This window comes from Soonwooa sp. T0.1_25, from assembly GCF_057652215.1.
In genome coordinates this window covers 236,181-254,757 of the sequence record NZ_JBYFBZ010000002.1, presented here as the reverse complement: position 1 = coordinate 254,757, position 18,577 = coordinate 236,181, and the positions used below count along the sequence as shown (strand labels likewise).

At 35.7% G+C, this 18,577-nt stretch carries 15 protein-coding genes; 8 read left to right on the top strand and 7 right to left on the bottom strand.

The genetic code is table 11. The features are described from left to right. Position 1 precedes the first annotated feature (1 nt). The gene (locus AC23MB_RS04270; protein ID WP_374329030.1) at positions 2-706 is read left to right on the top strand and encodes a DUF1835 domain-containing protein; all 705 of its coding nucleotides are present in this window, start codon (positions 2-4) and stop codon (positions 704-706) included. Between the two features lie 51 nt (positions 707-757). Here the strand turns inward: AC23MB_RS04270 and AC23MB_RS04265 are convergent, their stop codons facing one another. Both AC23MB_RS04265 and AC23MB_RS04260 read right to left on the bottom strand, forming a co-directional pair. Then, positions 758-994, bottom strand: a complete 237-nt coding sequence (locus AC23MB_RS04265) for a YtxH domain-containing protein (protein ID WP_312324381.1) — start codon at positions 992-994, stop codon at positions 758-760. A gap of 332 nt (positions 995-1,326) precedes the next feature. Continuing rightward, positions 1,327-2,637 (bottom strand): glycosyltransferase, encoded by a 1,311-nt coding sequence (locus tag AC23MB_RS04260; RefSeq protein ID WP_487786600.1) that lies wholly within the window; start codon positions 2,635-2,637, stop codon positions 1,327-1,329. A 117-nt stretch (positions 2,638-2,754) separates the two neighbouring features. On the opposite strand from AC23MB_RS04260, the gene AC23MB_RS04255 reads away from it, so the two are divergent. The 3 genes from AC23MB_RS04255 (at position 2,755) to prmA (ending at position 6,430) form a co-directional block, all read left to right on the top strand. Next, positions 2,755-3,315 carry a pentapeptide repeat-containing protein gene (locus AC23MB_RS04255; RefSeq protein ID WP_487786599.1) on the top strand — a complete coding sequence of 187 codons (561 nt, stop codon included), beginning with the start codon at positions 2,755-2,757 and terminating at the stop codon, positions 3,313-3,315. A gap of 399 nt (positions 3,316-3,714) precedes the next feature. Beyond that, positions 3,715-5,406 (top strand): gamma-glutamyltransferase, encoded by a 1,692-nt coding sequence (ggt, locus tag AC23MB_RS04250; protein ID WP_487786598.1) that lies wholly within the window; start codon positions 3,715-3,717, stop codon positions 5,404-5,406. 196 nt (positions 5,407-5,602) lie between these two features. Next, on the top strand, positions 5,603-6,430 hold the full coding sequence (gene prmA / locus AC23MB_RS04245; RefSeq protein WP_487786597.1) for a 50S ribosomal protein L11 methyltransferase: 828 nt from the start codon (positions 5,603-5,605) through the stop codon (positions 6,428-6,430). 180 nt (positions 6,431-6,610) lie between these two features. On the opposite strand, the gene AC23MB_RS04240 is transcribed toward prmA, so the two are convergent. The 3 genes from AC23MB_RS04240 to dusB all read right to left on the bottom strand — a co-directional run bounded on the left by AC23MB_RS04240 (position 6,611) and on the right by dusB (position 10,172). Further along, entirely contained in the window at positions 6,611-7,924 is a 1,314-nt protein-coding gene (locus AC23MB_RS04240) for an ABC transporter permease (protein WP_313027941.1), read from the bottom strand. A gap of 21 nt (positions 7,925-7,945) precedes the next feature. Further along, positions 7,946-8,854: an ABC transporter ATP-binding protein gene (locus AC23MB_RS04235; RefSeq protein ID WP_487786596.1), complete on the bottom strand. Its 909-nt coding sequence runs from the start codon at positions 8,852-8,854 to the stop codon at positions 7,946-7,948. Positions 8,855-9,182: 328 nt separating this feature from the next. Continuing rightward, the gene (gene dusB, locus AC23MB_RS04230) at positions 9,183-10,172 is read right to left on the bottom strand and encodes a tRNA dihydrouridine synthase DusB (RefSeq protein WP_313027944.1); all 990 of its coding nucleotides are present in this window, start codon (positions 10,170-10,172) and stop codon (positions 9,183-9,185) included. Positions 10,173-10,451: 279 nt separating this feature from the next. Between dusB and AC23MB_RS04225 the strand changes: the two genes are divergently transcribed. The 3 genes from AC23MB_RS04225 to lysS all read left to right on the top strand — a co-directional run bounded on the left by AC23MB_RS04225 (position 10,452) and on the right by lysS (position 13,557). Beyond that, positions 10,452-10,841, top strand: coding sequence for a c-type cytochrome (locus AC23MB_RS04225; RefSeq protein ID WP_312322248.1), 390 nt, complete (start codon positions 10,452-10,454; stop codon positions 10,839-10,841). A 4-nt stretch (positions 10,842-10,845) separates the two neighbouring features. Continuing rightward, entirely contained in the window at positions 10,846-11,775 is a 930-nt protein-coding gene (gene rlmF, locus AC23MB_RS04220; protein WP_487786595.1) for a 23S rRNA (adenine(1618)-N(6))-methyltransferase RlmF, read from the top strand. A gap of 87 nt (positions 11,776-11,862) precedes the next feature. Next, positions 11,863-13,557 carry a lysine--tRNA ligase gene (gene lysS, locus AC23MB_RS04215; protein ID WP_374330879.1) on the top strand — a complete coding sequence of 565 codons (1,695 nt, stop codon included), beginning with the start codon at positions 11,863-11,865 and terminating at the stop codon, positions 13,555-13,557. 46 nt (positions 13,558-13,603) lie between these two features. Here lysS and AC23MB_RS04210 read toward each other — a convergent pair whose 3' ends face one another. Then, positions 13,604-14,602 carry a cytochrome d ubiquinol oxidase subunit II gene (locus AC23MB_RS04210; RefSeq protein WP_374330881.1) on the bottom strand — a complete coding sequence of 333 codons (999 nt, stop codon included), beginning with the start codon at positions 14,600-14,602 and terminating at the stop codon, positions 13,604-13,606. After that, positions 14,599-15,942, bottom strand: a complete 1,344-nt coding sequence (locus tag AC23MB_RS04205) for a cytochrome ubiquinol oxidase subunit I (protein ID WP_165137298.1) — start codon at positions 15,940-15,942, stop codon at positions 14,599-14,601. Before AC23MB_RS04205 ends, AC23MB_RS04210 begins: the two co-directional genes overlap by 4 nt. A gap of 344 nt (positions 15,943-16,286) precedes the next feature. Here AC23MB_RS04205 and AC23MB_RS04200 point away from each other — a divergent pair, with 344 nt between their 5' ends. Then, positions 16,287-18,467, top strand: coding sequence for a LamG-like jellyroll fold domain-containing protein (locus tag AC23MB_RS04200; RefSeq protein ID WP_487786594.1), 2,181 nt, complete (start codon positions 16,287-16,289; stop codon positions 18,465-18,467). The last annotated feature ends 110 nt before the right edge of the window (positions 18,468-18,577 follow it).

The following is an 18,577-nucleotide window of genomic DNA, read 5'->3' as shown; positions in this document are numbered from 1 at the left end:
AATGACCAATTCAAAGGTTTTTCATATTCTTAACGGCGATTGTCTCGCTGCGACGCTTGACAAAGTTGTCGATAAATCTCAAATGATAATTTGGAGAGAATGCCTTATCGAAGGACCTGTTAAAGAAGAGAATTTTTGGATAAACCGTCAATATTTTATTGCTCAAACTTACGCTGAATCTGAGATAGGCTATCAGGAAAAAGTACTTTCAGAATTTCAAAAGTTTGAAAATATCGAAGAAGGTTCTGCAATTTATTTTTGGTTTGAAGACGATGTATTTTGTCAACTCAATTTTTGGTTTTTACTCAGCGAAGTCAAAAAAGATTTAAAGCTTTTCCGTGTTTTTCCAAAAGAAGAATCTTGGGACGGTTTTGCAAATCTTGAAGCAACAGATTTTGAAAATCAAATTAAAACTGCGATCGAAATTTCAGAACGAGATATTGCGTTGGCGAAAAAACTTTGGAAAGCATTTTCAGATAATGATTTAGAAGAATTAAAAAGTCTTTCTTCCGAAAACTCAAAAGTCTTTCGAAAGTTGCATTTAATAGTAGATTCAATTATAGATTTAAAATCTGGCGAAACAAAATCTGAATTAAAATATCTTTCAGAAAATTATAAAAACTTTGAAGATCTTTGCAAAGAAGTAAAACTAAAATATGGCGTTTTTGGATTTGGAGATTTACAAGTCAAAAACCTTATTAAATAACAAAAAAAAGACGGCATAAGCCGTCTTTTTTACTTCTTCTCGAAAGAAAAATTATTTAGCAGCGTTTTCAACGTCTTGCTTCAATTCTCCTGCTTTATTTTTTGCTTGATCAAGTGCGTCATTTGCTTTCGACTTCAAATCGTTGCCGAATTTCGTCAAATTATCTTTCGCTGTATTGATTTTATCTTTCACCGCTTGTTGCTCTTCTGGCGTCGATTTTTTATACTTCCAATATGCTAAAGCGCCCAATCCTAACAATGCCAAAAGGCCATTTTTCTTAGATCCCATAATTTATTTTTTTTAATTATTAACTATTTGATTTTGTATCTATAGAAGGAAATAACGTGCCAAAAAAGAAATCTATATTCATAATAAAAAGTTAAATTTTGGCGTGCCCATTTGCGCTCACTCGGTTCGACGCTCCGCGTCGCCCTCGTTCGCGCTTCAGGTCGGTTTACGCGCAGTCGCTGTGATGCTCGGACGGCTCCGCTGCGCTCCGCCGCCTCACATCACGAGCTCCAACAATGCGCTTCGCCCTCACGCAGATGCGGGATAATTAGAAAATTTAGAAAAATGAATTTTATTTTTTTGAAAGATTAAAATTTAATGAAAAAGAAGAATTATTCAGTAATAAGAATATCCAGTTTTTCAGCCAAATCTTTTGTCAGATTTTTTCGCGAAAAAGCATCGATATTGGCGTTTTCAGAATTGTTATTTCCAGATTTCCAATGTTGATAAATTTGCAGAATATAAGATTTCAAACTTTCAATTTCCGAATAATCAAAATGTTTTCCAGCCTTCGTTTCCTCCAAAATTTTTGAAACATCAGCCTCTTTTGGACCAAAAGAAAGAATAGGTTTTCCAGTTGACAAGTATTCAAACAATTTCCCTGGAATAATACCTTTTGACGAATCATTTGGAAAGTTTGTAATCAATAACAAATCCGAATTTTTCATTTCCTGATAAGATTCGCCGTGAGCAAGATAACCCAGGATTTGCAAATGTTTTCCAACTTTTGAAGCCTTTAGATTTTCGAGAATTTTATCATCGAGACGACCAACAAATTTCATTTCGAAATCTTGTTCAAAATCTGGATGTTCTGCCAGAAGTTCGTTGATGGCTTTCCAAAGATTTTCTGGATTTCGCAGTTGTTCCAAAACCCCAACATAACTCAAACTGAATTTTTTTTTGTCGCTTTTAGATTTATCAGCTTCAACAAAACTACTCGTGTCAAAACCATTAGTGATACAAACCGAATTGGCGCCCATTTTTCTAAAGTTTTCAGCGTCGGTGTAGCTCGTTGCCAAAGTCAAATCAGCTGTTTTAAAAACTAATTTTTCGAGATTGCGGTGTTTTTGGTCAGAAGATTTTGTAAGTTTTAGATGTTTGTAATAAGATATTTCTGTCCAAGGATCACGGAAGTCGGCAATCCATTTTAGATTAGGAATTTCTTTTTTTAATCCAAGTCCAATTAAATGCAAAGAATGTGGTGGACCCGTTGTCACAATAACATCGATGTTTTTTTCTTTCAGATATTTTTTTAGAAAACTTATGGAAGGTCTTACCCAAAATTTTCGTGCATCAGGAATAAAAAAATTGCCTCGCACAAAAATAGAAAGCTTCGACATCATAGATTGATTTTTACCAACATCAAATTGTCCAGCTTTATATTTTTTATTGCCTTTACTGAATTTTTCAGCAAGTTGATAAGGTTCCCAAATTTTGGTTTTAACAATCTTTATGTTTTCAGGTACTTCTTTAAGAAGCGTTTCGTCAACAATCGGGTAACTCGGATTTTCGGGTGTGTAGATAATTGGTTCCCAACCAAAATCGGGAAGATATTTCGCAAACTTTAACCAACGTTGTACACCTGGACCACCAGCTGGAGGCCAATAATAAGAGATTATTAAAACTTTTTTCGAGGTTTTCATTCAAGCGCTTTTCGTCATCAAAATCGATTCTGTAAATTTACCCGTTTTTTAATATTGTCCCTAATTTAAAACTGAAAATAAAACTTTTCTTTTTTAATAAACTTTTAAATTCTAATTATGAAATCCTTTTTTGACCAACAATTTAGTCCAAGCAACTTTTCCGAAATCGAAAAAGGCGATTTTGACCAATGTATATTCGAAAATTGTGATTTCTCAGATTTTAATTTTTCAGGCTATAAATTCTCTGAAAGTCGTTTTGTCAATTGTAATTGGAGTCTTGCGAAGTTGGGAGATACGGCTTTTCGCGATGTGGAATTTGTGGAGTGTAAAATGTTAGGACTTCATTTTGAAGATTGTTATGACTTCGGATTTTCGATAGATGTCAAGCATTCAGTGCTCAATCATTCTTCTTTTTATCAGGTCGATTTGCGAAAGTCAAAGTTTAAAAATGTTGATTTCCACGAGTGTGAGTTTGCAGAAGCTAATCTTTCAAGGCTTATTTTGGCAGATTGTCGATTCGATCACGCTCATTTTGAGAGAAGTATTTTGGAAGCTGCGGATTTTCGCTCTGCGTCTGGATTTTCGATTAATCCCGTTGATAATTCAATTAAAAAATCCAAATTTTCTAGAGAAAACATTTCGGGACTTTTAGATGTTTTTGATATTAATATAGAATAAAAAAACCGACGCGAAGTCGGTAATTAATTCGTTTAATTTTAAAGTTTTGTGGTTAACCTGCGTTTTTACCGTAGTCGAGTTTGTTCATAAAGAACTTATTTAGTTATTAAGTTTTCCCATTTTTTGTAATATATAAACTCAAAATTCAAAAAAAGCTAAAGTTTATTAATAAACATTTTAACTTAATAAAGTAAGAATGTAGAATTAATAATGCTTGTAGAATGAGTTGGATATATTCTTTCTATCTTATAAATATAACTAATAAAAATTTAAATAGAGTGATGATTTTTTGAAAACTTACTAAAGTTGAACCAAAAATAATTGAATTTTAATCTTTTTATGGAATGTTGACATACTCGAATTTTAATCTTTAACTTTGCTTTTTTATTGAATTATACTATGAAAATTAAACTACTCGCACTTGCCACAGTTTTGGCTTTTGGTAATATTACAGCGCAATACACAGATATTAATATTGTTAAAGAAGTTAAGGTCAAACAAAAAGGTGTAATTGTTTCGGCACATCCTTTAGCTAGTGAAGCTGGTTCTAAAATCCTTAAAGAAGGAGGAAATGCTTTTGATGCGGTTATTGCTACACAATTGGCTTTGGCGGTAGTTTATCCACAAGCGGGTAACATTGGAGGTGGCGGATTTTTAGTTGCTACAACCAATAATGGGAAAAAAATAGCACTTGACTATCGCGAAACGGCACCAGCAAAGTCTACATTCGATATGTATTGGGACAAAAAAGGAAATGCAAATACCGATTTGTCACAGAATGGAAGATTAGCGGTTGGTATTCCTGGAAGTATTTCCGGGATGTTTGCGACGATGCCTTATGCTAAATTAAGTTTTGATAAATTAATTCAGCCAGCGATAGATTTAGCGGAAAAAGGTTTTGCGATTACTGAGCAAGAAGCGGGACTTCTTAATATGCATAAAGAAGAATTCACGAAACATAACAAAAATGTTCCTGTTTTTATAAAAAATGAAAAATGGAAAGCTGGTGATATTTTGATTCAGAAAGAATTGGCAGAAACCTTAAAACGTATTCAAAAGAATGGTGAAAAAGAATTTTACGAAGGTGAAACAGCAAAAATGATTGTTAACGAGATGAAACTCGGAAACGGAATTATTACTGCAGCCGATCTTAAAAATTATAAAACGAAGGAAAGAAAACCAATGACTTTTAACTACAAAGGTCATGAAGTTGTTACTATGCCTTTACCATCAAGTGGTGGAATTTTGTTAGCACAAATGTTAAAAATGTACAGTTATGCTGATGTTAAAAATCCACAACAAAATGCGATAGAAACTGTACAGCCTATGGTTGAGGCTGAGCGTCGTGCTTATGCGGATCGCGCCGAATATATGGGCGATCCAGATTTTATTAAAGATGAAACGACAAAATTAGTAAGCGACGCGTATTTGCAAAACCGTTGGAAATCTTACAATCCAAATCAAGCGACACCGAGTAGTGAAGTTGGTAAAATCATAAAGCAAGGAAAGGAAAGTACAGAGACGACACATATTTCGATTTTGGATAAAGAAGGAAACGCGGTTTCGGTGACGACGACACTTAATGGACTTTATGGTAGTAAAACAGTCGTTTCGGGTGCTGGCTTTTTCTTAAATAATGAGATGGATGATTTTTCTGTAAAACCTGGCGTGCCAAATATGTATGGCGCAGTTGGTGGAGAAGCTAACGCTATTAAAGCAGGAAAAAGAATGTTGTCGTCCATGGCGCCAACCATTTTGATGAAAGATAACAAAGTGAAAATGGTTGTTGGTACACCTGGAGGAACGACAATTCCGACCTCGGTTTTCCAAGCGATTGTAGATGTTGTAGATTTTGGATTAAATGCCAACTTTGCAGTTAATGCTCCGAAGTTCCATCACCAATGGTTGCCAGAAACGGTCGCTGTTGAAAAAAACTTCCCAGAAACAACGGTAAAATCTTTAGAGAAAATGGGTTACAAAATCGAACGTCGTGAGCAAATCGGAAGAACAGAAATTATCCTTGTTGACGATAATAAAAACATTCATGCGGTGGCTGATGGCCGTGGTGACGACTCTGTTGGCGTGGAATAGTTTTTTTTTAAATATTTTTTGAAAGGAGTTTGGATTTGAGATCTGAGCTCTTTTTTTTATTAAAACTCCGATGAGTTTCAAGATTAGGGGTTTTAAGTTTAATGTTTGTGTTTTATTAAAATTCATGATTTATAACTTACAACTCATAACTTATTTAAAAGCATAATTCTTATTTTTGCATTATTAAAATAAAAATATGACTTCTTACTTAGAATTTACATTCAAAATAAATCCGGTACAACCTTGGAGCGAGATATTAATGGCAGAACTTATCGGTATTGGATTCGATAGTTTTACAGAAGAACATGATGGGATTTTGGCTTACATCCAAGAGGATTTGTATAGTGAAGAAGCGCTTAAAGACCTTAACTTACTTAATTCTCCAGATGTTGAAATTTCTTACGAATCCCGACAAATGCCAAATATTAATTGGAATGAAGAATGGGAAAAAAACTTTACACCAATTAATATTGATGACAAAGTGTTGATAAGAGCAGAATTCCATGAAAGTCAAAATCTTCCTTACGAAATTATCATTCAGCCAAAAATGTCTTTTGGGACAGGACATCATGCGACAACGCATTTGATGATTCAGCAGATGTATGATATGGATTTCAAAGACAAGAAAGTTTTGGATATGGGTTGTGGAACTTCGGTGTTGGCGATTTTTGCTAAACAACGAGGTGCTGGCGAAACTTTAGCAATTGACATCGACGAATGGTCTGTAGAAAACTCTCACGAAAATGCAGAACGTAACAATGTAGATTTAAAAATTGAATTGGGAACTGCCGAAAATCTTGGTAAAGAAAAATTTGATGTTATCTTGGCGAATATCAATCGTAATATTTTGATTTCGGATATTCCGACTTATGTTAAAGATTTGAATGATGGTGGCGAACTGTTGTTGTCAGGACTTTGCTTCTTCGATGTTGATGATATTTTGGAAGTTTGTAAAGCTCAGAATTTAACTTTAGAAAGACAGTTGCAAAGAGAAGAGTGGGTAAGTCTTCTTTTGAAAAAATAGTCAACTCTCACGTCCTTGCGTGAGGGCGAAGCGCATTGTTGGAGCTCGTGATGTGAGGTGGCGGAGCGTAGCGGAGCCGTCCGAACATAACAGCGACTGCGCGCAGACCGACCTCAAAACACTACGGCGCGGACGACTTTGTCGTCCGCGCCGTAGTGTTTTGAGGGCACGCCCAAAATATTATTTAGTGCGAATCCATTTCCAAAGTTCTTTGCCTGTAGCTTTGTTTCCGTACATCAAAATACCAATTCGGTAGATTTTTGCTGCGACAAAAACCATGAAAAGAGTAGAAGCAATCAGCAATGAAATTGATAATAAAATCTGCCACATCGGAACGCCAAACGGAATTCTTGCAACCATTGCAACAGGCGATGTGAACGGAATGATCGATAACCAAAAACCTAAAGGTCCATCTGGATTGTTGAAGATCGTGAAGCTTCCGTACATGCCCAACATCAATGGCATGATTGCAAATAAAGTAAATTGTTGTGTTTCGGTTTCGTTGTCAACGGCAGAACCAATTGCGGCGTACATCGAACTGTAGAAGATATATCCGCAAAGGAAAAACACGATGAAAACTGCGATAATCAATCCGAAATTCATGTCCAATAATGTGTGCGATACTTGTCCGATAATTTGCTGGATATCCATTTTGTTCATGGTTTCGCTTGCTTCTGCAGGAATATTTTGTTGCATAGCCATAAATCCTGTATTTAAGAAAAGAGCCGAAGTGACAAACATCCCAATCCAAATGATAAACTGCGTTAAAGCAACCAATGTAACACCGATTATTTTTCCCATCATCAATTCGAAGGGTTTAACCGACGAAATGATAATCTCGACAACGCGGTTGTTTTTTTCTTCCAAAACGCTTCGCATCACACGCACGCCGTAGATGATGATGAACATAAAAGTGGCGTACACCAAAACCATGCTTAGTCCAGTTTTGATACCGAAAGCCATGTCATTGTCGGGTTTGTTGTTTTCGGCAATATTTTGCGTTGTAATTTTGAAACCAGAATTAAGATCTACGATTTGCGTTTCGGAAAGTCCAAGTTGTTTTATTTTCTCTTTTTTTAGAATGTCGCTTAGGTCACTGTTTATCGAAGATTTGGTGTCCATTCCGATTTTTTTGTTCGTCAAAAGTTTGGTCGAAGTTTCCAACGAATTAAAATTTTGATTCTGAACTTTCGGAATAATCAACAATCCGTCGATGCCTTCCATTTCCTTCAAGGTACTTGTCAGTGCACGTTCAGTAGATTCGGGTACGAAAGTATAAGTAATGTCTTTAGTCGATTTTAGTTGCTTAGTAAAAATGCCACTTTTGTCGATCACGTTAAAGTGATATTCTGACTCGTTAGCTTTGAACATAAAAGCAACCAAAACGCCAAAACCAATCATTAGCAAAGGCGCCAAAATCGTAAGAATAATAAAAGATTTTTTCTTAACCTGCGTCAAGTATTCTCTTTTAGTGATAAGTATAATATTTTTCATTTAATCAAAAATTAATGCAGATTAGTTAGATTTCACAGCGTTGATGAAAACTTCGTTCATGCTCGGTATTTTTTCGTTAAAGCTTCTCACGTTTCCGATGTTCATCAAATCTTGAAGCAAAAGATTTCTGTTTTCAACGTTTTCAAAATCAAAAGATACCAAAGCATTTTCTTCTTTAACATCTTGCAATTGATGCAGGTTGCGGAAGTTTTCGAATTTCGAACTATCAAAATCTGATAAAGTCACAGCGAAAATATTTTGTTTGAACTGCTCTCTAACGTCAAAAACTTTTCCGTCCAAGACTTTGCGAGAATTGTTGATTAGCGCAACATAATCGCACATCTCTTCAACACTTTCCATGCGGTGTGTCGATAGAATAATCGTGGTTCCGTTTTCTTTAAGTTTTAGGATTTGATCTTTTATCAAATTAGCATTAACAGGGTCAAAACCAGAAAATGGCTCATCCAAAATCAACAATTTTGGGCGGTGCAAAACCGTCACCACAAACTGAATTTTTTGCGCCATACCTTTCGATAATTCGCTTAATTTTTTCTTCCACCATTGGTCGATTTCCAATTGCGCGAACCAGTATTTTGCTTGTTCCCGAGCATCTTGACGCGTCATGCCTTTCAGCTCACCAAAATACAAAAGTTGGTCGCCAACCGTCATATTTTTATAAAGTCCACGCTCTTCGGGCATATAGCCAATTTGTTTGATGTGTTCTGGGTTGAGCGGTTGATCGTTGATCCAAACTTGACCTTCGTCTGGCTGCGTAATTTGATTAATGATACGTATAAAGGAGGTTTTTCCAGCGCCGTTAGGGCCCAAAAGTCCATAAATACTCGCGGTAGGAACGTTGATGCTGAAATCTTGCAAAGCAACTTTTTTTCCGGCGTTGTAAGTTTTTTTGATGTGTTCTGCTCTTAGCATAATTTTATTTTTTAGGAGCTTTATCACGCTGTCCGCTGTATCTTTGGGCCTGTCGCTCGGTCGGCTCCGCTGCGCTCCGCCGCCTCACTCCAACCCAAAGGATGCCGCTTCCATCGTGGCTAGGGATTTCTCATCCGTAGAAAGTTTGTCCTTTTTTATTGATTTTTTTTGAATCTATAAAATTAGTATAAACTTTCCTGAAATGTTACAGAATTCGTTAGAAATAACAAATGATAGAAATGAAAATTGGGCATTAATGAAATAAGCACTGATTGCTTTTAAAACTGAAAAAAGAGAAAACATTATGATGTTCTCTCTTTTCTCATAATTAAAAAACTTTAGCATCGTAAAATTCTTTCGTTTCTTCAATCAAGTTTTCAACTTCTTCTAAAGTAACAGCTTGTAAAAATTTAGTTTTAAACTCTTTAAAATGCGGAATACCACGGAAGTAATTGCTGTAATGTTGCCGCATTTCCATAAGACCAGGACGTTCGCCTTTCCATTCTACAGACCATTCGGCATGGTTTTTAACCGCCTCAAGTCGATCTGTAATTGTTGGTTCTGGTAAGATTTCACCAGTTTCAAAATAATGTTTTATCTCATTAAAAATCCAAGGATAACCAATGGCGCCACGACCGATCATAATACCATCGCAATCGAATTTATTTTTATATTCCAAAGCTTTTTGAGGCGAGTCGATGTCACCATTTCCAAAAATCGGAATTTCAATATTTGGATTGTTTTTAATTCTCGAAATATGATGCCAGTCCGCTTCGCCTTTGTACATTTGGGCGCGCGTTCTTGCGTGGATTGTCAAGGCTTTGATGCCTGTTGCTTGTAGTCTTTCGGCAACTTCATCGATATTAATGCTATCCGTATCCCAACCCAAACGCGTCTTTACGGTAACAGGAAGATGCGTTGAGTCAACAACAGCTTTCGTCAAACGTACCATCAAATCAATATCTTTTAGGACGCCTGCACCTGCACCTTTGCAAACGACTTTTTTAACAGGACAGCCAAAGTTGATGTCAACAATATCTGGATTTACAGTTTCTACAATTCTTGCTGACATAGCCATTGCTTCCTCGTCGCCACCAAAAATTTGGATACCGACAGGTCTTTCGTAATCGAAAATGTCAAGTTTTTTTCGGCTTTTTATAGCATCACGAATGAGTCCTTCCGAAGAAATAAATTCTGAATACATCAAATCTGCACCATGCATTTTGCAAAGTCTTCTAAAAGGTGGATCCGAAACGTCTTCCATTGGCGCTAGCAAAAGCGGGAAATCAGGAAGTTCTATGTTGCCAATTTTTACCATGCTGCAAAAATACGCATTTTTAAAATTTTATTTTCACACATTTTTAAGAGTGATTTTTAGTATTAAAAAAGTTGGAATATACCCCGAAATAGGTATTTTTTCACTAAAATCCTTTTTGCAGATTTGCAAACACAAAAACGCAAACACACATAAAATTGGGACGCAAAATGATCATTGATTAAAACCGATGAAAGTTTAGCAAATTAAAAAAGAGAATGTCATTGATATTCTCTTTTTTTGTTCAAGATACTTTGATTAAATTTGTTGAAAAGTAAGATTATGAAAAAAATCCTTTTAGTAGCAGTTGGTTTGTTAGCTTTTTCTTGTTCAAAGAAAGCTGAAGCAACAGATTCTAAAGAGTCAACAACACTTATCGAAGAACCTAAACAAGAAGAAGCAAAACTGACACCTTTGGAAGAAGGGAAATCCTTAGTTGAAGGTGCGGATTGTTTGGCGTGTCATAAAGTTAATGAAAAAATGATCGGCCCTGCTTACGAAGAAGTGGCTGCGAAATACGAAAATACACCCGAAAATATTGATGCGCTTGCCGAAAAAATTATCCAAGGAAGTTCTGGTGTTTGGGGAAATGTCCCTATGGCTGCACATCCTGGACTTAGCAAAGAGAATGCAAAGTTGATGGCGTCTTATGTTCTAAGCTTGAAGAAGTAATTTGATGTCAGACGAAAAATCAAATCTACATCCTAGAAATCTTCATCGACAAGCTTACGATTTTGATGATTTAATTATTGAAGTTCCAGAGCTTAAACATTATGTTTTCGAAAATAAATTTGGTGCAAAAACCATTAATTTTAGTATTTCGAAAGCGGTGAAACTTCTGAACAAAGCTTTGCTTCAGAAGTTTTATCATATTAAAGATTGGGATATTCCCGACGCCAATCTTTGTCCGCCGATTCCTGGTCGAGCAGATTATGTACATTATTTAGCAGATTTGTTAGCGGAAGATCTTGGTGATATTCCCAAAAATAAAAGCGTGAAACTAATAGATATCGGCGTTGGCGCTAATATGGTCTATCCAATTATCGCAAGTCAGTCTTATCAATGGCAAGTTTTAGGAACTGACATTAATGAAGCTTCGCTGAAAAATGCGCAAAAAATATTAAATGCTAATCCTGAACTTTCCAATTTAGTTCAATTAAAAAAGCAAACGAATCCTAATTTCATTTTTAAAAATATAATTCAGGTAGAAGATAAGTTTACGCTGACAATGTGTAATCCGCCGTTTCATAAATCTGAAGAAGAAGCGATAAAAGGCAATTCTCGAAAAACTAAAAATCTTAATAAAAACAAAACTCCAAAAGTTAATTTTAACTTCGGTGGTCAACAATCTGAGTTGTGGTGTGACGGTGGCGAATTGGCTTTTAATACAAAAATGATTACAGAAAGTAAAACTTTTGCGCAGCAAGTTTTATGGTTCACATGTTTGATTTCTAAAAAGGAACATCTTCCGAAACTTTTAGAAAATTTAAAAAAGATAAGTGCCATCGATGTTAAAGTTATCGATATGGCGCAAGGTCAAAAAGTAAGTCGGATTTTGGCTTGGACTTTTATTTCGAAAAACGAAAGAAATTCTTTGACGAATTAATTTAATTCAGTTTAAAAAAAATCTCAGCAAAGCAATTGACCATCAATTCTAAATTCACTAATTTTGCACGTTATTTAAAATAAGACAATGCAATTATCTGAACAGGAAATTATCCGCCGACAAAAGTTAGAAGAGCTCGGCAAAATGGGGATCAATGCATTCCCAGCGGAAGAATACACAATTACTGATACTACAGAATCTATAAAACAGGATTTTGCAGAGGGTAAACAGGTGAAGATTGCAGGTAGATTAATGTCCAGAAGAATCCAAGGGAAAGCATCTTTTGCGGAACTTCAAGATTCTAAAGGTCGTATCCAAGTGTATTTTAACCGTGATGAAATCTGTCCGGGAGAAGATAAAGATTTATACAACGAAGTATACAAAAAGCTTTTAGATATCGGCGATATCATCGGTATCGAAGGTGATTTGTTCAAAACTCAAGTTGGCGAAATGACCGTTAATGTTAAGAATTTTATTCTTTTAACAAAATCATTGCGTCCCTTGCCATTGCCAAAAGTGGATGCTGATGGTAATGTACATGACGGTTTTACCGATCCAGAAATGCGTTACAGACAGCGTTACGCTGATTTAGTGGTGAATCCGCACGTGAAAGAAATTTTCGTGAAGAGAACAAAATTGTTCACGGCGATGCGTAATTTTTTCAACGATGCAGGATATTTTGAGGTTGAAACGCCAATTTTACAATCGATTCCAGGTGGAGCAGCTGCAAAGCCGTTCATCACACATCACAATGCTTTAGATATTCCTTTGTATTTAAGAATTGCAAACGAATTGTATCTTAAAAGATTAATTGTTGGTGGTTTTGATGGCGTTTATGAATTCTCGAAAAACTTCCGTAACGAAGGAATGGACCGAACGCATAATCCAGAATTTACTGCAATGGAAATCTATGTTGCGTACAAAGATTACAATTGGATGATGGATTTCACGGAGAAATTGTTAGAATTCTGTGCAACACAGGTTAATGGAACTGCAGAATCTACTTTTGGTGAACATCAAATTAGCTGGAAAGCGCCTTATCCAAGAGTTTCTATGCAAGAAGCGATTGAAAAATATACAGGTTTCGACATCACTGGAAAATCTGAACAAGAACTTTTCGATTTTGCAAAATCTATCGGAATTGAAGTAAACGAAACGATGGGTAAAGGAAAATTAATTGATGAAATTTTCGGTGAAAAATGCGAAGGAAACTTCATTCAGCCGACTTTCATTACAGATTATCCTGTGGAAATGTCGCCTTTAACCAAAAAGCATAGAAGTAAAGAAGGTCTTACAGAGCGTTTCGAATTGATGGTTTGCGGAAAAGAAATTGCAAACGCATATTCGGAGTTGAACGACCCAATCGACCAAAGAGAGCGTTTTGAAGCGCAAATGGCTTTATCAGAAAGAGGAGATGATGAAGCGATGTTTATCGACCAAGATTTCCTAAGAGCTTTAGAGTATGGTATGCCACCAACTTCAGGTTTAGGAATCGGAATGGATAGATTAATTATGTTCTTGACGAATAATCCGTCAATCCAAGAAGTATTGTTCTTCCCTCAAATGAAGCCAGAAAAAACAGTTCCAACAATCGAATTAGGAGAGGATGAAAAATTGATTTTAGAAATCCTAAAATCTGGCGAGCAAATGCCTTTGAATGATGTAAAGGAGCAAACCAAATTCTCAGGAAAAAAATGGGACAAAGCATCAAAAACTTTAACCAAAAACAACTTGGTAAAAGTGGAGAAAATAGATGATGTTCTGTTGATGAAATTGGCTTAACATAATATTAATGATATATTAAGAAACGAACTTCGGTTCGTTTTTTTTATTTCCTTCTCATCGCGTATATTAAATAAAACAAAAAGGGTAGGATGAATATGGAACCAATTAAAAGCGCCCAAGCCAATGCATTGATAGTTGCTTCTGGTGCGGCATGTTCTATTAAAGAATAATGGTTTCCGTTTCCTAATAAAACAATATCTGGATAATGTTGATACGTTGCTGCAACCAAAATTAAAACCACTTGCAATCCAGCAAATAATCGAATCGAAAGGAGTTTTCGTATCTTCATGCAATAGAAAATTAAACCTAACAAAATCGTTGCAACAACAACGGCTGCAATTCCTAAAGACTTCGAAAATATCCACTGAAATAATGGAATTCCTGAATAATATGCTGCGCCAAAAACCAACGTTCCTGTTAAAACAATTAAGACCATTGCTTTTTTAGATTTTCCAATCATCATCGTTACTTCATCATCACTTCGGCTTTCTCGGATGGAAAGAATACAAGCCAAATACGAACAAATAGCAATCGTGAAAAGTCCTACAGCGACCCCAAAAAGATTGAGCCAACTAAAAATATAGAGATCCAAAAAGTTGGTTGCATCAGGATTAATTGATGATGAAACGGTTGCTGCTGCAATAATGCCTAAAAAGAAAGGCGTCAACAGACTTGCCGCATAAAATATTCTGGAATACAAAACCTGCCATTGATCTTCTACTGCATCATAATTCCGGAATGTAAAAGCCGTTCCACGAGCGATAATTCCGACCAACATCAATACCAACGGAATATGAAGATAGGTTGAAATTCCAGCATAAATCTGCGGAAAACCTACAAATAAAACCACAATTGCGATAATCAACCACATATGATTGGCTTCCCAAACGGGCGCAATCGCATCGTGCATAATGTCGTGAACTTTCTTTTTCGTGTTTTTTCCAGCAAAAAGTTCGACAATTCCACCACCGAAATCCGCACCTCCAAAAACGACGTACAAACAAACTGAAAGCCATAAAAAGGCGATAACTACGTAGATCATGACTTTTTAGTTTTAGGTGAATAATTTGGATCGGTTGGGTCGTATAATTTTGGAACCATTTTAATTTGTCTTGACAATAAGAACGCTAAAATCATCGCTAAAGTCACGAAAATAAACGTGAAAAAGTAAAATGAATACTGAATTCCGGGCATCGGTGTTACGGCATCAATAGTTTTCATGACACCATAAATTATCCATGGTTGTCGCCCAACTTCGGTTACCGTCCAGCCTGCTTCTAGAGCGATATATCCGAACGGAGTTGCAATAAAAAACATTTTAAGAAACCATTTTTTGGTCATCCATTCTTTCTTTTTGTACAAAGTGAAAAGATAAATTCCTCCCATCAACATCATCACAACACCAAAGAAAATCATAATCTGAAAAGCGTAGTGAACAACGGCAACCGGCGGCCACAAGTCTCTCGGGAAGTCATTCAAACCTTTAACTTCACTATTAAAGTCGCCTGTCGCGAGAAAGCTTAAAACTTTTGGAACTTTAACGGAATATTTTACTTCACCCGTTTTTTCATCAGGAATTCCACCCAAAACGAAGGCGGCACCTTTTTCAGTTTCAAAATGAGCTTCCATCGCGGCTAGTTTGATAGGTTGTCTTTTGGTAACTGACTTCGCCGCGATATCACCACTTAACGGCGCTCCAAAAGCTCCAATCAATGCAAATCCCATTGCAATTCGGAACGCCTTGGTGTGAAACTCGATATTTTTCTTCTTTAAAATTAAATAAGCATGAACACCAGCAACCGCAAATCCAGTCGCGCAAAATGCAGCAACAGTCATGTGGAAAGCTTGCGGAAACCAAGCTTCATTAAACATCGCTTTTATGGGATCAATGTTGATGTATTCACCATTCACAAAATCAAAACCAGCAGGACTATTCATCCAAGCATTGGCGGCTACAACAAGAATTCCTGATGCTAAACCGCTAATCCCAACAATTAGTCCGCAAACCCAATGAAACCATTTGTTTAATCGGTCCCAACCGTATAAGAAGAAACCTAAAGCGATGGCTTCAATAAAAAATGCCGTTCCCTCAAGTGAGAAAGGCATGCCGAAAATGGGACCTGCATGTTCCATAAATTTTGGCCACAATAAACCTAACTCGAAAGAAAGCATCGTCCCTGAAACTGCACCTGTCGCAAAAAGTATTGCAACACCTTTACTCCAAGCTTTGGTGAGGCCTTTGTAGATTTCGCTTCCCGTTTTTAGATATTTCCAATGAGAGTAGGCCATAAGAAAAGGCATTACCATCCCAACACAAGCGAATATGATGTGGAAACCTAATGATAGAGCCATTTGCGACCGAGCCGCGATAAAATCATCCATCCTGTTACTGTTTTGAATGATTAAAGATAAGAATTATAACTTATTCATACTTACATTATTATGGTTAATTTTAATGATAAATTTCATCTATTAAAAATTAATTTGTTTAAGCAGGTTGACTATATTATTTAACTAATTTTTTAATGCTAAAAACTTTCAAAATCTGATATTTTTTCCATATCTCTATGTTTTTGTATAATGAAAGAGTAAAAAATATAAATTCAAAAATGCTTCGTGAATTCTTTTCTTAGTTTAGTGAAATAAAATGATACATTCGTAAAGTGACAAGCATAAAATAGTAAGGGTGTTTTTTTCTTTGTGGCAAAATTTAAAACATTTTAACAATGAAAAAACTATTACTCATTTTTGGATCTTGCTTGGCGCAGATGTCCTTGGCTCAAATTCCTGCTTTAAGTCATTCATTTACGAATACTTTGGTTTCTCCAGGTTTTTCTATGGGAAACAATGGAATTGGTTTAGATGAAGACAGAAGTTATGACGCAGCAAAAGCTGCCAAATTAGCTGCTGGTCATGATTTTTTTAAAGTTACTTTAACAACTGCTCAAAAAAATGCTTTATTATCCAACGGAACTATATCGCTTTGGTACAAGCATGAAGGCACAGGACAAAGTGCTTTTGGAACTAACAAACCTCTGATTTTTTGGTCCAATGGTGGATACAGTTATTCAGAAGGAATAATGTTAGGGCTCAATAGCGCTGGAAGAATTCAGCTTTTGTCTTATCTTGGTAACAATGCAAATAATTCTGCGTATGGACAAAGTTTTATCAACTTCCCAACTTCGGGTTGGAATCACATAGCAATCAGTTGGACGAATGGACCGAGTTCTAGTCATAGGATGAAAGTTTACCTTAACGGTGTTGAAGTGATCAATGCTAAAAGTCCATTCCAAGGTCTTCCATCTACATCATCGTCGGACATTTTTTTTACAGGATTTAATGCTAATTTCCCTAGTTCGCTTTACGGCAGCATCGATGAAATTAAAGTATATACTGAACAACTTTCGGACGCACAGATTTTATCACTATTTTCAACTGAGCTTCCTACCAATTGTGTAGTCAATATTCCTGATGCTAATTTCAAAAATGCATTATTAAATTATAATACTCCAAAAATAGATGTTAATAACGACGGAAAAATTCAATGTTTGGAAGCGGAAGCTTTTCAAGGGATCCTTAAAATCAATAATAAATACATTAGCGATCTTACAGGTTTGGAGGCATTTAAAAATCTTGGTGGACTGCAGGTTGCTGAAAACAATTTAACCAAAGTGGATGTAAGCAATCACAAAAGATTGAATGAAATTTGGGTGTCAGGTAATCAATTGACTTCTTTGAATGTTGCCAACGGAAACAACACGAATTTTGTTGCAATGCTAGCGGGGTTAAATAACAATCTTACGTGCATTCAGGTAGATAATCCTAATTACAGTCAAGCCAGTTGGGTAGGAACTTATTTTAGCATTCCTGCGGGAGCTTCATACAGTACCAATTGCGCACCAGCTACTTGTGAGGTGAATATTCCTGATGGTAATTTTAAATTTGCACTATTAAACCATACTCCTACAATTGACACCAATGGTGATGGCAAAATACAATGTACGGAAGCGGAAGCAGTTACTGAAAATTTAGCACTTTCGTTAAAAGGCATCAACAATATGACAGGAATTGAAGCTTTTAAAAATATTAAACAATTATTTTTAAGTGATAATAATTTAACAACTTTAGACCTAAGCGCGAATACAGCTTTGACAAATGTTGATTGCTCACGTAATCAATTAACCAGCATTAACTTGGGTACGAATACAGCTTTGAGGAATTTGTACATTCAAGAGAACCAATTAACAAGTGTAGATGTAAGTGCAAATACGGGATTAAGCAATTTGGTTTTGAACGATAATAATTTAACCAATTTAGATGTAAGTTCAAATACAGCGTTATCCAATCTAGGTTTTTCGAGAAATCAAATCAGCCAAATTAATCTAAGCGCAAACTCAGCCTTAAATATATTGGTGACAAGTGATAATCCGATAACAAGTTTAGATCTAAGTTCAAATCCACAATTATATGTTATAGACAGTAAGAATTCGCAATTATCAAGTTTAAATTTAGCGAATGGAAATAACAGCATCATAACAGATCTTTACATTCAAAATAATCCAAATCTTACCTGCGTTCAAGTTGATAATGTTGCTTACAGTAATGCAAACTGGACAGATCCTACTTCTTACATAAAAGACAGCATTGCTAATTTCAGTGAAGATTGTAGCTCTACATTAGGAACTAATAATATCGGATCAAAAGCAAAAATAGCAGTGTATCCAAATCCGACAAAAGGAATTGCACAATTAAGCGAAGTTGCAGATATACAGGTTTTTGACGCTAGCGGAAGATTAATTCTGACAAAAGATAAAACCAAAGAAGTTGATTTAACATATCTGAAAAGTGGCGTTTATTTTATTAAAACTAAAACGTCTGAAAAACTAATAAAAATTATTAAAGACTAAGCTAATCATACTTTAATAATAGTTAACCCGTTGTGCATTTTGAAACATTTTAATATTTGATTCGTCAATTCGAGTGTTTTTTCGTAACAGAGTGGAGAAAAAATGTATCG

Excerpts from the sequence above, each read along its gene's own strand:
- AC23MB_RS04205 (WP_165137298.1), bottom strand. The coding sequence starts at position 15,942 with ATGGATGATTTTATCGCGGCTCGGTCGCAAATGGCTCTATCATTAGGT.
- AC23MB_RS04225 (WP_312322248.1), top strand. The coding sequence starts at position 10,452 with ATGAAAAAAATCCTTTTAGTAGCAGTTGGTTTGTTAGCTTTTTCTTGT.
- AC23MB_RS04235 (WP_487786596.1), bottom strand. The coding sequence starts at position 8,854 with ATGCTAAGAGCAGAACACATCAAAAAAACTTACAACGCCGGAAAAAAA.
- rlmF (WP_487786595.1), top strand. The coding sequence starts at position 10,846 with ATGTCAGACGAAAAATCAAATCTACATCCTAGAAATCTTCATCGACAA.
- lysS (WP_374330879.1), top strand. The coding sequence starts at position 11,863 with ATGCAATTATCTGAACAGGAAATTATCCGCCGACAAAAGTTAGAAGAG.
- AC23MB_RS04240 (WP_313027941.1), bottom strand. The coding sequence starts at position 7,924 with ATGAAAAATATTATACTTATCACTAAAAGAGAATACTTGACGCAGGTT.
- AC23MB_RS04270 (WP_374329030.1), top strand. The coding sequence starts at position 2 with ATGACCAATTCAAAGGTTTTTCATATTCTTAACGGCGATTGTCTCGCT.
- ggt (WP_487786598.1), top strand. The coding sequence starts at position 3,715 with ATGAAAATTAAACTACTCGCACTTGCCACAGTTTTGGCTTTTGGTAAT.
- AC23MB_RS04255 (WP_487786599.1), top strand. The coding sequence starts at position 2,755 with ATGAAATCCTTTTTTGACCAACAATTTAGTCCAAGCAACTTTTCCGAA.
- AC23MB_RS04265 (WP_312324381.1), bottom strand. The coding sequence starts at position 994 with ATGGGATCTAAGAAAAATGGCCTTTTGGCATTGTTAGGATTGGGCGCT.
- AC23MB_RS04260 (WP_487786600.1), bottom strand. The coding sequence starts at position 2,637 with ATGAAAACCTCGAAAAAAGTTTTAATAATCTCTTATTATTGGCCTCCA.
- AC23MB_RS04210 (WP_374330881.1), bottom strand. The coding sequence starts at position 14,602 with ATGATCTACGTAGTTATCGCCTTTTTATGGCTTTCAGTTTGTTTGTAC.
- AC23MB_RS04200 (WP_487786594.1), top strand. The coding sequence starts at position 16,287 with ATGAAAAAACTATTACTCATTTTTGGATCTTGCTTGGCGCAGATGTCC.
- prmA (WP_487786597.1), top strand. The coding sequence starts at position 5,603 with ATGACTTCTTACTTAGAATTTACATTCAAAATAAATCCGGTACAACCT.
- dusB (WP_313027944.1), bottom strand. The coding sequence starts at position 10,172 with ATGGTAAAAATTGGCAACATAGAACTTCCTGATTTCCCGCTTTTGCTA.